Annotated in this window: 13 protein-coding genes; 8 read left to right on the top strand and 5 right to left on the bottom strand. The window is 62.4% G+C overall.

Annotated elements, in window-relative coordinates:
* The coding region (locus QMA15_RS29790) for an isopeptide-forming domain-containing fimbrial protein (RefSeq protein ID WP_290288085.1) at nucleotides 1-3,153 on the top strand (3,153 nt) is incomplete at its 5' end.
* Between the two features lie 79 nt (nucleotides 3,154-3,232).
* Here the strand turns inward: QMA15_RS29790 and QMA15_RS29795 are convergent.
* Entirely contained in the window at nucleotides 3,233-5,314 is a 2,082-nt protein-coding gene (locus QMA15_RS29795; protein ID WP_279163300.1) for a PhoX family phosphatase, read from the bottom strand.
* A 234-nt stretch (nucleotides 5,315-5,548) separates the two neighbouring features.
* Between QMA15_RS29795 and QMA15_RS29800 the strand changes: the two genes are divergently transcribed.
* The 7 genes from QMA15_RS29800 to QMA15_RS29830 all read left to right on the top strand — a co-directional run bounded on the left by QMA15_RS29800 (nucleotide 5,549) and on the right by QMA15_RS29830 (nucleotide 10,978).
* Nucleotides 5,549-5,785: a hypothetical protein gene (locus QMA15_RS29800; protein WP_019746144.1), complete on the top strand. Its 237-nt coding sequence runs from the start codon at nucleotides 5,549-5,551 to the stop codon at nucleotides 5,783-5,785.
* A complete protein-coding gene (locus QMA15_RS29805; protein ID WP_279163301.1) occupies nucleotides 5,782-6,720 on the top strand; it encodes an ABC transporter ATP-binding protein in 939 nt (312 codons plus the stop codon). The genes QMA15_RS29800 and QMA15_RS29805 overlap by 4 nt, the downstream gene beginning before the upstream one ends.
* Nucleotides 6,717-7,508 carry an ABC transporter permease gene (locus QMA15_RS29810; protein ID WP_290288091.1) on the top strand — a complete coding sequence of 264 codons (792 nt, stop codon included), beginning with the start codon at nucleotides 6,717-6,719 and terminating at the stop codon, nucleotides 7,506-7,508. Before QMA15_RS29805 ends, QMA15_RS29810 begins: the two co-directional genes overlap by 4 nt.
* 21 nt (nucleotides 7,509-7,529) lie before the next feature.
* A complete protein-coding gene (locus QMA15_RS29815; protein WP_084325701.1) occupies nucleotides 7,530-8,672 on the top strand; it encodes a sensor histidine kinase in 1,143 nt (380 codons plus the stop codon).
* On the top strand, nucleotides 8,669-9,283 hold the full coding sequence (locus tag QMA15_RS29820; RefSeq protein ID WP_019746140.1) for a response regulator transcription factor: 615 nt from the start codon (nucleotides 8,669-8,671) through the stop codon (nucleotides 9,281-9,283). Before QMA15_RS29815 ends, QMA15_RS29820 begins: the two co-directional genes overlap by 4 nt.
* Before the next feature lie 97 nt (nucleotides 9,284-9,380).
* The gene (locus QMA15_RS29825; protein WP_021346141.1) at nucleotides 9,381-9,788 is read left to right on the top strand and encodes a YciI family protein; all 408 of its coding nucleotides are present in this window, start codon (nucleotides 9,381-9,383) and stop codon (nucleotides 9,786-9,788) included.
* A gap of 8 nt (nucleotides 9,789-9,796) precedes the next feature.
* Nucleotides 9,797-10,978, top strand: coding sequence for a DUF6596 domain-containing protein (locus QMA15_RS29830; protein ID WP_021334420.1), 1,182 nt, complete (start codon nucleotides 9,797-9,799; stop codon nucleotides 10,976-10,978).
* Here QMA15_RS29830 and QMA15_RS29835 read toward each other — a convergent pair.
* The 4 genes from QMA15_RS29835 to zigA form a co-directional block, all read right to left on the bottom strand.
* Entirely contained in the window at nucleotides 10,964-11,710 is a 747-nt protein-coding gene (locus QMA15_RS29835; RefSeq protein ID WP_019746137.1) for an amino acid ABC transporter ATP-binding protein, read from the bottom strand. The genes QMA15_RS29830 and QMA15_RS29835 overlap by 15 nt on opposite strands.
* Before the next feature lie 4 nt (nucleotides 11,711-11,714).
* Nucleotides 11,715-13,532, bottom strand: coding sequence for an ABC transporter substrate-binding protein/permease (locus tag QMA15_RS29840; protein ID WP_019746136.1), 1,818 nt, complete (start codon nucleotides 13,530-13,532; stop codon nucleotides 11,715-11,717).
* 151 nt (nucleotides 13,533-13,683) lie between these two features.
* Entirely contained in the window at nucleotides 13,684-14,598 is a 915-nt protein-coding gene (locus QMA15_RS29845) for an SMP-30/gluconolactonase/LRE family protein (RefSeq protein ID WP_279163303.1), read from the bottom strand.
* 31 nt (nucleotides 14,599-14,629) lie between these two features.
* A complete protein-coding gene (zigA, locus tag QMA15_RS29850; RefSeq protein ID WP_279163304.1) occupies nucleotides 14,630-15,829 on the bottom strand; it encodes a zinc metallochaperone GTPase ZigA in 1,200 nt (399 codons plus the stop codon).
* Nucleotides 15,830-15,923 lie beyond the last annotated feature (94 nt).

A 15,923-nucleotide genomic window follows, 5' to 3' on the forward strand; every position in this document is an offset into this window, starting at 1 on the left:
CCGGTGGTGTCTCCGAAGATCGCTGTGGTGAAGTCCTCTGATCCGGTGTCGGGTTCGAATGTTGTTGCCGGTCAGGACATCAAGTACACGCTCACGTTCTCGAACACCGGTAACGGTGCGGGTGAGGTCGCGTACTTCGACGATCTGCGTCAGGTTGTGGACAAGGGTGCATTGAGTGGTTTGACTGCTGATGCTCCGTTGGCTGCGACGATGGTCGGCAGCGATGGTTTCTCGGTGACGGGGACCTTGGCGGCCGGCGAAACGAAGACGGTGACGTATTCGGTGAAGGTCAATGCCGATGTGGTCGGTGGGGTGTTCGTGAACAACTTCGTTGTTCCGGGTACGACTCCTCCGGTTGATCCTCCGGAGGTGTGTGATCCGGCGACGCAGCTGTGCACGACGCATCCGGTGGTGTCTCCGAAGATCGCTGTGGTGAAGTCCTCTGATCCGGTGTCGGGTTCGAATGTTGTTGCCGGTCAGGACATCAAGTACACGCTCACGTTCTCGAACACCGGTAACGGTGCGGGTGAGGTCGCGTACTTCGACGATCTGCGTCAGGTTGTGGACAAGGGTGCATTGAGTGGTTTGACTGCTGATGCTCCGTTGGCTGCGACGATGGTCGGCAGCGATGGTTTCTCGGTGACGGGGACCTTGGCGGCCGGCGAAACGAAGACGGTGACGTATTCGGTGAAGGTCAATGCCGATGTGGTCGGTGGGGTGTTCGTGAACAACTTCGTTGTTCCGGGTACGACTCCTCCGGTTGATCCTCCGGAGGTGTGTGATCCGGCGACGCAGCTGTGCACGACGCATCCGGTTCAGGTTCCGGGTTTCACGGTCGCGAAGACTGCGGATCCGGTCTCGGGTACCAATGTTGCTGCTGGTCAGACGATCACGTACACGGTGACCGGTGCGAACACGGGTAACACGACCCTTGATCCGGTGGTGTTGACCGATGATCTGTCGAAGGTTCTCGACAACGCGGTGTTGGTGGACGGTTCGCTCAAGGCGACTGTCGACGGTGTCGACGCGACTGCTCCGACCCTCGAGGGCACCACGCTCTCCTGGACCGGTGCACTCGAAGCTGGTAAGTCGGTTGTTCTGACCTACCAGGTGAAGATCAACGACGGTGTTGCCGGCGGCGTTCTGGTCAACAACAAGGTCACCGGTACTGCGAAGCCGCCGACCGGTCCGGAGATCACTCCTCCGCCGGTGACGACCGAGCATCCGGTGGTGTCTCCGAAGATCGCTGTGGTGAAGTCCTCTGATCCGGTGTCGGGTTCGAATGTTGTTGCCGGTCAGGACATCAAGTACACACTCACGTTCACGAACACCGGTAACGGTGCGGGTGAGGTCGCGCACTTCGACGATCTGCGTGGTCTGCTCGACGATGCTGATCTGGTTGCGGGCAGCTTGAGTGCTGATGCTCCGTTGACTGCTGCGATGGTCGGCACGGATGGTTTCTCGGTGACGGGGACCTTGGCGGCCGGCGAGAGCAAGACGGTGACGTACACCGTCACGGTCAAGGCTGATGCCGATCGCGTTGCGGCGAATGCCGACAACACGGTGCTCAACTTCGTTGTTCCGGGGACGACTCCTCCGGTTGATCCTCCGGAGGTGTGTGATCCGGCGACTCAGCTGTGCACGACGCATCCGGTTCAGGTTCCGGGGTTCACGGTCGCGAAGACTGCGGATCCGGTCTCAGGTACCAATGTTGCTGCTGGTCAGACGATCACGTACACGGTGACCGGTGCCAACACGGGTAACACGACCCTTGATCCGGTGGTGTTGACCGATGATCTGTCGAAGGTTCTCGACAACGCCGCGTTGGTGGACGGTTCGCTCAAGGCAACTGTCGACGGTGTCGACGCGACTGCTCCGACCCTCGAGGGCACCACGCTCTCCTGGACGGGTGCACTCGAAGCCGGTAAGTCGGTTGTTCTGACCTATCAGGTGAAGATCAACGACGGTGTTGCCGGCGGCGTTCTGATCAACAACAAGGTCACCGGTACAGCGAAGCCGCCGACCGGTCCGGAGATCACCCCTCCGCCGGTGACGACCGAACACCCGGTTGATGGCACTCCCGCAATCGAGGTACTGAAGTCCTCTGACCCGTCCACCACGAACCGTGTGGTTGGCGGCCAGGAGATCACGTACACGCTCACGTTCAAGAATGTGGGCACCGCGGATGGTGAGATCAGCTTCTACGACGATCTGACCGATGTTCTCGACGATGCAGTAATGACGAAGAATCCGGCTACTACTTCCACGCTGGTTGTTTCGGGTGTCGTCGACAACGTCTTCACGGTCACCGGAAAGCTGGCCAAGGGTGAGAGCGCGACGGTGACGTACACCGTCAAGGTCAATCCTGAGATCGGAACGCTGTCAGGTCCCGGATTCACCCCGGGCGTCCTGAACAACTACCTGGTGGTTGGTGGCGAGAACCCGCCGGTGGACTGTGTCCCGGGCGACGCACTCTGCACCGAACACCCGGTGGACCCGCCGGAGACCACCACCACGGTGCCTCCGACGACCACCACCACGACGCCGCCGGTCACGACGGAGCCCTGTGTTCCTCCGACGACGACCACGCGGATGGTTCCGACCACAACGGTTGCGACGACGACGGCTAGCGCGACCACTACCGGTGACGCTGATGTGACCGGTACGGAGGAATCCACCACCACGGAGGAGACCACCACAGAGGAGACCACGACAGAAGAAGTTGTCGCGGAGGAGATTGTGGATCCGTGTGGCGTGACGACAACGACGCCGCCGACGACAACGCCGCCGGTCACGACAGTTCCGCCGACCACGACGGTTCCGAACACGACGGTGCCGGTTACACCGACGATCATCATTCCCCCGATCGTCGTTGTGCCTCCGATCGTCGTACCGCCGACGGTTCCGGGTCAGCCGGTTCCGAGCACGGTTCCGGGACAGCCGAAGCCGCCGACAGCAAACCCGGGTCAGCCGGGTCAGCCGAAGCCGCCGACGTCTGCTCCTCAGGGTGGAACGATCAACTCGGGTGGTGGCGCTGGTGAGAGTGGCGTGAACACCGGGTTGCTCGCGGCAGGCGGTTTGGTTCTGCTGCTGGCGCTGGGAACGGGTGTTGTTCTCCTGACGCGTAAGCGTCGCGAGGATGGTGACAACTGATTCTCTTGAGAATCTGAGGTAAACGACGTGGGGCAGATCGCAGAGTATGCGATCTGCCCCACAGTCGTTTTCGTGTGTGTTACGAGCCGAGCCGAGATCCGTCCTTCTTCCAGGCTGCAACTACCGACGGGCGAGGCTGGGAGGAGCCACCGTCGGGCCAATGGGATGCGGGGCTTTCGATGCTGGCGTCGTCGGTCTCGCCGGGGTGCTGGACGCAGACGATGACGCGCTTCTCGTCCACGATGGGGCCGCAGGTTTCGGCGCCGACGGGAACGGTGAGGAACTGCTTTGTCTCACCGCGGTTTTCGCCTTCGAGGACAACGCTGAACAGTCCGTCGTTGGATTTGAGTGCGTTGCCGTCGGTGGAGATCCACAGGTTGCCGTGCGGGTCGAAGGCAAGGTTGTCCGGGCATGAGATGGGGCTGACCTTGCTCTTGTCGAACCCGCCGAAGTAAGTATCGGCTGTGGCCGGATCTCCGCAGACGAGAAGAAGATTCCAGCCGAAGGTGGTGCCGGCGTGGTCATCGGTGATTTCGAGGACCTGGCCGTTCTTGTTGTTGTTCCTAGGGTTCGCCTCGTCGGCCACGGCGCCACCGTCGACTCCGCGCTTGGTGTTGTTGGTCAGTGCGACGTAAACCTTGCCGCTCTTCGGGTTTGCCTCGAAGTCCTCGGGGCGGTCCATCTTCGTTGCCCCGACCTTGTCACCGGCCTGGCGGGTGAAGACGGCGACCTCTTCGGCGCTCATACCGTCTACCAGCGATTCGCCCTTGCCGTCTTCGCCGGTGCGCAGGATGGCTACCCACTCGCCGGTTCCGTCGAACTTGCCGTCCGACGGGAGTTTGCCGGTTCCGTCGATCTCGCCGGCGGAGTTTCCGCTGAGCTTTGCAACGTACAGTGTTCCGGCGTCGAGCAGAGTCATGTTGTGGCGCATGGCTGCCTGACTCTTGCCGTCCTGCATCTTTCGGCTCGAAACGAACTTGTACATGTAGTCGAAACGCTCGTCGTCACCGCTGTATGCAACGACGGTGCCGTCCGACGTGATGTAAATGGTGGCGGCTTCGTGCTTGAAACGTCCGAGCGCTGTGTGCTTGATCGGAGTCGACGACGGATCCCAGGGATCGATCTCGACGACGTATCCGAATCGGTTGACCTCGTTGGGTTCTGCGACCAGATCGAACCGCTTGTCGAAGCGTTCCCACTTGCGCTCGGAAGCGGCTCCGGCCAGACCGTAGCGCTTCAGCCGGGCTGCCACCGTGGGATCGGTGACACCCTCGGCGTTAGCGAAGTACTGGTTGAAGTTCTCTTCGCCGGAAAGCACTGTGCCCCAGGGTGTGACGCCGCCAGCGCAATTGTTGAGGGTGCCGAGCACTTTGGTTCCCGTGGGATCGGCACTCGTCTTGAGGAAGTCGCTACCTGCAGCGGGGCCGGTCACGACAAACTCCGTGGTTCCGGTGATGCGGCGGTTGTTCGATCCGATCTCCGGTACCAGCTTGCCGTTGTCGGATTCGCCCTTGACCTGGACGACTGACAGTCCGTGGCTGGCCAGGCCGATCTTGAACTGCTCCTCGGTCGGGTTCTCCGCATCGTAGCCGCGGAACATCGCCGGCTCGGTGGAGTATTCGTGATTGACCACGAGGAGGTAGGTGTTGGGCTGCCCGTCGACCGGGAGCAGTCCGGCGAAGTCGTTGTTGAATCCGAACTGCAGTTCCTGTGCTGCCGCAGTCTGCTTGTCGAAGTCGAATGCCGGGGCTCCGGCGAGAACGGCGTCACCCCAACGGATGACGACGGCCTGATCGTATCCGTCAGGGACGGTGACCTTGTCTTCCTTGTTGGGCGCGACGGCGTCGAAGTTCGTTCCTGCCGGTGTCGACCCGCCGCTGCTGCCGCTCGTCGAACCGGTTCCCGGTTCCGCACTTGCGGATTCGTCCGAACACGCGACGAGGGCGCTGCCCGCTCCCACCGCGAGCACTGCCATGCCGCTGCCCCGGAGCATGCCGCGACGAGTCAGTGCCGTGCGTGCGATATCGCGGAAGTACTCGCCGCCCGAGGTGTTGGGGACCTCATGAGAGCACGCGTTTCCGCACTTGTACTGGCAGGTGATCGACGCGCGTGCAGACACGCCGTCGTGTTTGACGAACAAGGCCAAAGGCTTGATAGCCACCGTGAACTCCCGAGATTCGATTTACGGACTTCGGGAACCGTAGAAGCTCTAAGCGAGGGTAAAGGAACGTAAAAATGAACGGCAAAACAACGAGGCGACCCTTACCTGCAATTTACGACGCGTCCCCGCGGGGACGTCGCATGACATTTGTCATCGCCGATCCATGACGGTGTCACCGCAGGTGATGACGCTGCGCACTGTTCTCGTCGCGGACTTCCCGCGAGGCTTGGAGGCATGAGAGAACCACATGAGGGAAGCCTCCTGACGGACCTGATGGACATCGGACCCGCACCCACGATGGGCCGCGAACTTGTTGTGATCGTGGTGAACATCGCGATCATCGGAGGGGTATTCGCGATCATCGGCTCCAATCCGGTGTCCTGGATTCTTGTTGCCGCTCTCGCGGTCTACGCGGGCATTCGATTCACGATCGGACTGCGCAGCTGGAACCGAGAGGAGGCGCAGCGATGAAGGGCGATCCCGTGATCGACGTAGTCGCAATGTCGCGGCGCTACGGCTCCGGCAAGGAGGCGTTCGATGCTGTTCGCAATCTGGATCTGAGTGTTCAGGAAGGCGAGCTGTTCGGCCTCCTCGGAACAAACGGTGCCGGCAAGACATCCACTCTCGAAGTGATTCAGGGCCTTTCACGAGCCAGCGCCGGTACGGTGCGCGTTCTGGGAATGGATCCGGTGCGCAACCGCAAGCAGATTCGACCGTCGCTTGGCATCATGCTCCAGAAGGGTGGGCTTCCCCAAGACCTGACTGCTCGTGAGAGTTTGGCGATGTGGGCCGGAACGTGCTCGAATCCGCTTCCCGTCGACGAGGTGCTCGAGCGCGTGGACATGCGTGACCGTGGCGATACCCGCGTGAAGTTCCTCTCGGGCGGTGAAGCGCGCCGACTGGATCTGGCGTGCGCGATCATCGGCCGGCCACTCGTACTGTTCCTCGACGAACCGACTACTGGATTGGACCCCGAAAGTCGTCGTAACACTTGGCAATTGATCGCTGACTTGAAAGCGTCGGGCGTCACCATCATGTTGACGACGCACTATCTCGACGAGGCTGAATCCTTGTGCGACCAATTGGCGATCATGCACCGTGGATCGGTCGTGCGCAGCGGAACCGTGGCGGACGTCGTCGCAGATCATCCCGCCCAGATCAAACTGCACCGCCCAGGCCTTCCGCTCCCAGCGCTGGCCGGCGCCGAGGTGCGCGTCGAAAACGATCTGGTGCTGATCACCACTCGCACCATCCAGGAGACGCTGACGGAACTGCTGCTGTGGGCGCAGCACAATGATGTCTTGCTGACCGGCTTGGATGCCCGAGCGGCGTCCCTGGAGACAGTATTCCTCTCCATTGCAGACCAATTCGATCATCACGCAACTCTCGAAGGAGCGTCGGCATGAACCGCATCGCAACCCTGTCTCGTTCGGAGTTCACGCTCCTGGGACGAAATCGACTGTTGCTCTTCAATGCAATCGTCCTCCCGCTGATCTTTCCCGTGGGAATGCTGTACCTGTCGCGAGACGGCGGGCTGTCGGACAAGTCGGTGTCCGCAGGCCTCGAGGTATTTGCGCTGTTCCTTCTCGTCTTCGTGGTCTTCTACAACCTGCTGTCGGTGTACGCGACGCGCCGTGACGAGTTGGTTCTCAAGCGACTACGGACCGGGGAATGCAGCGACGCCGAGATCCTGGCGGGCCCGGCAGTGCCGTCGTGGGTTCTCACCGCACTGTTGACGGTGGTCATCGGGATCGCCGTGATGGTTCTCGGCGGCAGTGCTCCGGTCAATCCGGTGCTGGTGCTGGTCGCGGTGATCGGCGGCGCCGCGCTCTTCACAGCGCTGGCGTTGATCACTTCGGCTGTCACGCGAAATGCAGAGGCGGCGCAGATCACCTGTATGCCGATTCTGATTCTGGCGACGGCAGGTATGTCCTCGATCAGGAATGTCGTGCCGGACAACGTTGCTCGCATTCTCGATTTCACTCCGCTGGCCGCAGTAGTGGACCTTCTCAATCTCGGATGGCTGGGGCGGACCACTGGCGAACTGGCTGATCTGGGCGATGCGCCCGGTGCGGCGGCCGGATTTGTCGACACCTTCGGTTCGGTTGGGCAACCGCTGTTGGTCATGCTGGCGTGGATCGTCGGTTCGGTTCTGATCGCGAACGTCCACTTCCGCTGGGAACCGCGTTCGTAGAACTCTGAGAAGGTAGTGGGCATGATCGCGCAGAACTTCGGACGCTGGAATCCGAGACGGACGTGGCGAACCGCGTCGAACGTCGACAAGGTTCGCCTTTACACGCGGCAATCGTTCATCATGGTCGCAGTGGTTTTCGGTGGCTTCGGTGCGGTCACCGAGATCGTTGCGGATCGGTACCTGTCGGGTGTCTTCCTCGGGATCAGTGCCGTTGCGTGCGTCATCGCCGTGTCTCGGATGCCAGATCTGGGTGGAGTCGTGGCCAAACCCGTCCAGATTCCTCTTGCCGTGATGACGTTGTCGGCGTTCTGCTCGGCGGGAATCGCCTTGGGAAGCAATGGCGAGAACGGCCCGTACTTCTGGCTCGCGGCAATCCTTGTCGTGCCCCTTGCCGGGTTGACGTCGTTGCGCTGGCTGATCGTGGGCTCGGTGGCCGCCGGGGTCGTACTGGGACTGCTTGCGGGTCCGGAAAGCGGCGTGTCCGTCGGAATCGTCGCCGCCTTCATGGGGCTGACCGTCTACATGTCGGTGTGGCTGCTTCGCATGGTCACCGAATTGGACGAGGCTCGCGGAGCTGCCGCTGCCCTGTCCGTCGCCGAGGAGCGATTGCGATTTTCGCGCGATCTCCATGACGTCGTCGGGCGGGCACTGTCTGCAATTGCGGTGAAAAGCGAACTTGCAGCCACTCTTTCACGACGCGGCGACGATCGTGCAGCCGCGCAGATGGACGAAGTACGCGAACTTGCGCAAGATTCTCTCGACGAAGCGCGCGAGTTGGTTCGGGGATACCGGTCCATCGCCTTGGCATCCGAGTTGGCCGGTGCGCAGTCTCTGCTCGAGGCCGCCGGAATCTCCACCGCGATACGTGGATCGGCAGATCAACTGCCGGTGGAACTGGCCGAGGCCGCCGCGTGGGTCGTCCGTGAAGGCGTGACCAACATTCTCCGGCACTCCAGTGCCGAGAATTGCAGCATCGAGGTGTCCGCGGACGGCGTCGTGATTGCCAACGACGGCGCACGGATCGCAGAGCCGAACAACGGAACCGGCCTGAACGGATTGCGCGAGCGCGTCGGCGCCGTCGGAGGAACTGTCGAAACCGTGCAGGACGAAGATCGCTTCACCCTCACCGCCCACTTTCCGTCCCGAACGAAGGAGTCTCGGTGACCGAGCCGATCAAGGTACTGCTGGCCGACGACGAGAACCTGATCCGCTCGGCTCTGGCCATGATGTTGTCGCTCGAGGACGACATCGTCGTCGTGGCAGAAGCCGAATCCGGCGAGGATGCCGTGATCGCTGCTGCAAAGCATCAACCTCACGTAGCCGTGCTCGACCTTCAGATGGCGGGTATCGACGGCATCGAGACGGCGCAGCAGATTGCGCAGACGGTCTCGGGGTGCGTCTCGATCATCGTGACGAGCCACGGGCGTCCCGGGTACTTGAAGAAGGCACTGTCAGCAGGTGTCCGCGGATTTCTACCGAAGACGACGCCTGCGGCGACCCTCGCCGAGGTGGTCCGCAGCGTCCATGCCGGCGGGAGGTACGTCGACCCGTCGTTGGCTGCCGAGGCGATCGGCGCCGGCGACTCACCGCTTACTCCGCGCGAGGCGGACGTACTCGAATACGCGGCCGACGGGGCATCCATCGAGCAGATCGCTTCCCGGGCACACCTGTCTGCGGGTACCACCCGAAACTATTTGTCGTCAGCTGTCACCAAACTCGGTGCGGCCAATCGGCACGAAGCTGCAGTGATCGCCCGCCGGCAGGGGTGGATTTAGGGCCGAAGGCCCTGCGATGTCGAGAATCCCCGACTTGCTTCGTCCCTGTAGTGAAGTGCGACCAGAATGGGTGGCACCGACACAGAGGAGATTCACGATGGCCAAGTACTTGCTGCTCAAGCACTACCGCGGCGCTCCGGCTGCAGTCAACGACGTGCCGATGGACCAGTGGACACCGGAAGAGATCACGGCCCACGTGAAGTACATGCAGGACTTCGCGGATCGGCTCGAGAAGGCGGGCGAGTTCGTCGACGGTCAGGCTCTCGCTCCTGAGGGCACCTTTGTCCGGTACGACGGTGAGGGTCGCCCGCCGGTCACCGACGGCCCGTTCGCGGAAACCAAGGACCTCATTGCCGGCTGGATGGTGATCGACGTCGACAACTACGACCGAGCCGTCGAATTGGCCGGGGAGCTCTCGGCCGCGCCCGGCGCAGGCGGGAAGCCGATTCACGAATGGCTCGAACTGCGCCCGTTCCTGACCGAGCCGCCGACCATCACGGACTGACGACTCTCATGGACGACGCGCTGCTTCGAAGTCTGACTCCGAGCGTGCTCGGCATCCTCGTCCGCCGCGGAGCAGATTTCGCGTCGGCCGAGGATGCCGTGCAGGATGCTCTGCTCGAGGCGGTCAGGACCTGGCCGGACAACCCGCCGAGGGACCCCAAGGGCTGGCTGGTCACAGTGGCCTGGCGGCGGTTCCTCGACGGGATCCGGTCGGATGCGGCTCGTCGCAAGCGGGAGTTTCTGGTTGACGAGCAGCCAGGCGAGCGGCCGGTCAGCGGGTCGGTGCCGGGCGTGGACGACACACTCCAGCTTTACTTTCTGTGCGCTCACCCGTCGTTGACGCCGTCGTCCGCCGTTGCACTCACGCTGCGCGCTGTCGGCGGGCTGACCACTCGCCAGATTGCGCAGGCCTACCTGGTGCCCGAAGCGACGATGGCTCAGCGCATCAGCCGAGCCAAGCGCACGGTCTCCGGCGTCCGGTTCGAGCAACCCGGCGATGTCGCCACCGTTCTACGTGTCCTTTATCTGGTCTTCAACGAGGGGTACTCCGGCGACGTCGACCTGGCTGCCGAGGCCATCAGGCTCACCCGGCAGCTCGCCGCTGCGATCGATCATCCCGAGGTGGCGGGGTTGCTCGCTCTGATGTTGCTTCATCACGCTCGCCGCGCCGCGCGCACTGCCGCAGACGGCAGCCTGGTTCCGCTTGCCGAGCAGGACCGCGGACGGTGGGACACCGAGACGATCGCGGAAGGGGTCGTGATCCTTCAGGGAGCCCTCGCTCGCGACCGACTGGGCGAGTTCCAAGCCCAGGCCGCGATTGCCGCACTTCATGCCGACGCTCTCACAGCAGACGAGACCGATTGGGTGCAGATCGTGGAGTGGTACGACGAACTCGCAGCCCTGACCGACAGCCCGATCGTCCGGCTCAACCGAGCGGTGGCGGTCGGCGAGGCGGACGGGCCACGCGCCGGCTTGGCAGCTCTTGCAGCGCTGGACGATTCACTTCCGCGCCATGCCGCAGTCGAGGCCTATCTCCGTGAACGCGACGGAGACCTGGAGACGGCGGCGAGGTTGTATGCCGATGCAGCGCACAAGGCATCCAACCTCGCCGAACGTGACCATCTGATGCTTCAGGCGTCGAGGATCAACGCCCGTCGATCTCTGAAGCGTCCTGGGTCAGAGAACCTGTGACAGGAACGCCTGCAGTCGATCGGTCTCGGGATCGTCGAAAAGCTGTTCCGGAGTACCGGTTTCGACAACGGCGCCGCGGTCCATGAAGAGCACCTTGTCGGAAACGGAACGCGCGAAGCCCATTTCGTGCGTCACGACGACCATGGTCATACCGGACTTCGCGAGATCGGCCATCAACGCCAGAACGCCCTTGACCAGTTCGGGGTCGAGAGCTGACGTCGCCTCGTCGAAGAACATGACCTCGGGCTTCATCGCCAAGGCGCGGGCAATGGCGACGCGCTGCTGCTGACCACCGGAAAGGTTGCCGGGCCGCGAGTCCGCCTTCTCCTTGAGCCCCACCAGATCCAGCTGCTCGAGCGCGAGCGCCCGAGCTTGTTCCTTGGACAACCCCTTGAGCTTGTTCGGCCCGAGCGCGATGTTCTCGGCGACGGTCTTGTGTGGGAACAGGTTGAAGTGCTGGAACACCATGCCGATTCGCTGGCGAAGCTCGTCGGGGTTGTCCTTCAAGACGGACTTCCCGTCGAGCAGCACGTCACCCTGCTCAGGCTCGTGCAGACGGTTCAGCACGCGCAGGAGCGTCGACTTGCCCGAACCGGAGGGCCCGATGACGGTGACGGTGTTTCCGGCGTCGACGTGCAGGTTGACGCCGCGAAGCACCTTGTTGGCACCGAAGGACAGATGCAGGTCCTTGCCGGTGAGCGATACGGACTTCAGTTCAGAGCTGGTGGTCATGTTCTCAGCCCCTTTCCACGACGATGGCCTGCTCGAGCGGATCCAACGTGCCTGAAGTGTCGGCGCGTCCGGTCCGGAGCCGGTTGTCGATGTAGTTGACGAGGTGCGTCAGCGGGATGGTCAGAGCAAGGTAGAACAAGCCTGCCGCAACGAGCGGGGACAGGCTGCCGGTCTGGGCGTTGAGATCACGTCCGACGGCAAAGAGTTCCCGCTGGGTGACGAGGAGACCGAGGAAGTAGATCAGCGACGAGTCCTTGATCAGCGAGATGAACTGGTTCATCAACGCCGGCAGAACGCGTCGTACACCCTGCGGGATGACGACAAGCGACATGGACTTGCGGTAGCTGAAGCCGAGGGCGCGTGAAGCCTCGAGCTGCCCGGACTCGACGCTCTGGATACCGGATCTGAAGATCTCACCGATGTACGCCGACGCGAGCAGTGACAGCGCCGCGACGCCCAGCCAGTACGGATTGCTGCCGGTGATTCCCTTGACGATCGGTCCGACTCCGAGCCCGATGATCAAGATGATGACGACGGCGGGCAGGCCACGGAAGATATCGGTGTAGACGCGGGCTGGCCAGCGCAGCCAACGGGTGCGCGAGATACCGGCGACAGCGAGCAGCATGCCGAGGACCGTGCCGATGATGCCAGACGCGAGCGCAAGGATCAGGGTGTTGGGAAGACCGGTCTTGAGGAGATCGGGGAATGCCTTCTTGTACAGATCCCAGTCGAAGAACGTGTCCTTGAGCTGTTCGAGCGTCGACTTCGGTTGGTACGACGCGGTATCGCCACCGTCACCGTTTGCTGCGTTTTCTGCCGCAATGGCTGCGAAGTCGGGCAGTTCCGGAGTGGCCGCGGCCTTGGATCCGGGCTTCCAGCCTTCAGGGAGTTGGCGCGGTACCCAGTCGGCGTACAGCTGAGACCAGGTTCCGTCGTCGATGACTGCGTCGAGGCCGGAGTTGAGGGCGTCGATCAGCGGCTGGTTTTCCTTGTTCACCGCCCAGCCGACGAAGTTGTTGACCGAGAAGGTGTTCTGGATGATCGAGGTCGGGTCACCGGGAGCGATTGCACCTTCGGCCTGCTGAGACGGAGCTACCCAGGCGTCGATCTGTCCGGATTTGAGGTTCGCGTACGCCGTGGCGTAGTCGGGAAACTTCACGGGATCGAGCTTGAGCGTGTTCACGACGTAGTCGTCCTGCACGGTTCCCTGCACGACGCCGATGCGCTTGGATGCGTCCAGGTCTCCGAAGCCGGTGATCGGGCTGCCGTTAGGAACGACGAGGGAGAAGTATCCGAAGTCGTAACCGTTGGTGAAGCCGACGGTGTTGCGACGGTCGTCTGTGGTGGTGATGGACGACGAGCCGACGTCGAAGCGTCGACCGGCAACCTGGGCGAGGAGCCCGGCGAACTCGGTGCCGACGAACTCGACCTTCAGGCCCAGCTTGTCCGCGACGGCCTTCAGCAGCTCGTTGTCGTATCCGGTGTACTGATTATCGGAGTTGACGCAGATGCTCGGGGGCGCGTCACCGAGCGTGCCGACCGTGATGACCCCGGGTTTGATCAAGTTCAGCTTCGAGGTGTCGATCCGATCGACCGGGGTGACGGTGGCCGTGGTGTAGCGGTCTTCGGCGCCCGCACCCGCTGCCGCATCCAGATTGGTGGGGGCCGCGGTTGCGGCTCCCACTCCCGGAGGTGCACACAGGTCTGTGGGGGCTGCCGACGAATCCGAACCACTCGAGCACGATGACAGAGTCAGCGCCAGGAGGGCAGTGAGGAGCAGTGCCACCACCAGGCGGATCTTCGCTGCGACGGAAGAAAACATGCGAGCAGCGTAAACCTAAGGGTAGCCATTTCTCCGTGTAGAACTGTTGACAGTTTTCGGACAAGCGGCCGCTGCGCTGCGGGCATGCCTTCAAATCAGCGTGATTTTAAGTATCGCCAGGTCGGAGAATCCCGTCTCGAAGAGAACGGAGTTACCGAACCGGTGCGAGTTCGACGCCCGCCGGAGGTACCAGGCGGCGCAGCGTCCCGTCGAAGCCGGTGACGTAGAGCGCCCAGCCGTCGCCGTCCCGGCCGATACGCACTGAACTCGGCCCGGTCCACCCACCCGACAGACCCGAAGCGACGACGCAGGACTGCCCGGTCTCGGGATCTACACGATAGATCGCGCCCTCGAGGTGAGCAGCGACGTAGAGCATCCCATCCCGCGACACGGTCAGATCGTCGAGACCGGGTACCGGGCTCGGGACGGTTGCGACAACGGCCCACGCATCAGGGGTATCCACAGGGACTCGAATGATCTGACCTGTGAACAGATCATCGGTGTACACGGCTCGATGATCCGGACTGAGCGCGAGCCCCTCCGAACGTGGCACTGCGGCCCAATTGGGTACGACGGTTCGGGAGTCATGTTGATAGCGCGACACGCCCTTCGACGGGCCGCCCTCCGTTCCGACCCACGTGGTCAGCAGATCGCCGTCGGGAAGTCGGAGCAAGCCGTTGCCCGCGAAGTCGGCGGGTGCGGACAGCTGATCCGTCGTGGTGTCCAGTTGCCACAGCTTGCCGTCCTGTCTGGTGAGGAAGGACAGCCTCGAACCGTCGAGCTGCAAACCGCCAGGAGCAGCCATGCCGTCGAGGACGGTTCGTACCTGTCCTTCGGCGTCGACGTGATAGATCTTCGACTCGCCGGAGAGGTAGAACCCGCCGTTGTCATCGGTCTCGAGGTTCTCAAGCTGTTCCAACCCTTGGGCTACGGTCTCGACCTGCCAATCGCCGCACATCGGCGCGGTTGTCCAGGTGGCCTTCGCCGGCGTCGCCGCGGCAGCGGTCCCGGCTGCGATTGCCGCGACGATCAACAACGCCCGAGTTCGGTTGCGTGATAGCCCCATTGCGCACAACTTACGGCAAATCGGACCAATATCAAACGGTCTGGTCGGTATAGCCGACGCCCAGGGGGTCGCTCCAGGTGGTCCACACGTCTGGCCCGAGTTCGATCTCGGCTGTGGTGAGTAGACACGCGTCGAGTTCTCGGTGCAGTCGAGACGGGTCGATGGATTGGCCGATGAAGACGAGTTCTTGTCGGCAGTCACCGACAGGTTCTTCCCACTTGTCGAGGATTCCGTCGCGACGGTAGTCGTCGGCCGGCCACTCGTCACGGGGTAGAAACTTCCACCAACGGCCGACGTATCCGTGGCGAATGAGATGACCGGCCTGAGAAATACTCCCGATCTCGGTGAACCGGCCGGCATTCCAGTAGTAGCCCTTGGCCCGAAGTAACTTTCCGTTGGTCCACTCGCTGCTCAGGAAATCATGCAGGCGTTGTGGGTGGAAGGGCGCGCGCTCGCGGTACACCACCGAACCGATTCCGTACTCCTCGGTTTCGGGGGTGTGTTCACCTTGGAGTTCTTGTAGCCATCCAGGGGCCTGAGCAGCTTTCTCGAGCGAGAACAAGCCGGTATCGAGAATCGTGTCGAGTGGGATACGGCCGAGAGTCATCGGAACTATCGCAGCAGTTGCGTTCAAAGATCGTAGGACCGCGGTCAATTCGACCAGGTGCTGTTGCGAGACGAGATCGGCCTTGCTCACCAGGATGACATCGGCAAATTCGATCTGATCGACAAGCAGATCCGCGATGTCTCGTTCATCTTCCGGGGCATCGGCTTCGACGCGACCCCCAGCCGTGTAGTCGCGCAGAAAACTGTTGCCGTCGACGACTGTGACCATGGTGTCGAGTCGGGCGACGTCGGCCAGGGCATGGCCGTCGGTATCGATGAAGGTGAACGTCTCCGCGACGGGCAGCGGTTCGGAGATGCCCGAAGATTCGATGAGAAGGTAGTCGAATCGGCCATCGGCGGCCAAGGCGCTTATCTCGGAAAGAAGATCCTCTCGCAGAGTGCAGCAGATGCAGCCGTTGGTCATCTCGACCAGTTTCTCCTCGGAGCGACTGAGCGAGATCTCACGCTCGACTTCTGCACTGTCGATGTTGATTTCGCTCATGTCGTTGACGATCACCGCAACCCGGCGGCCCTCCCGATTGCGCAGGATCTCGTTGAGTAGCGTCGTCTTCCCGGCGCCCAGGAAACCTGACAGCACCGTGACCGGAAGTCGTGTGTCGACCATGATTTCCAGTGTCCTTCCGAATGAGTGAATCGTTGTGATCAGGCGGCGGTCACGCGAACCGCTGCGATCGCGTGACCGCCGCCTGGAATGCTGG

Source organism: Rhodococcus sp. APC 3903 (assembly GCF_030407755.1).
Lineage (GTDB): Bacteria > Actinomycetota > Actinomycetes > Mycobacteriales > Mycobacteriaceae > Rhodococcus_F > Rhodococcus_F erythropolis.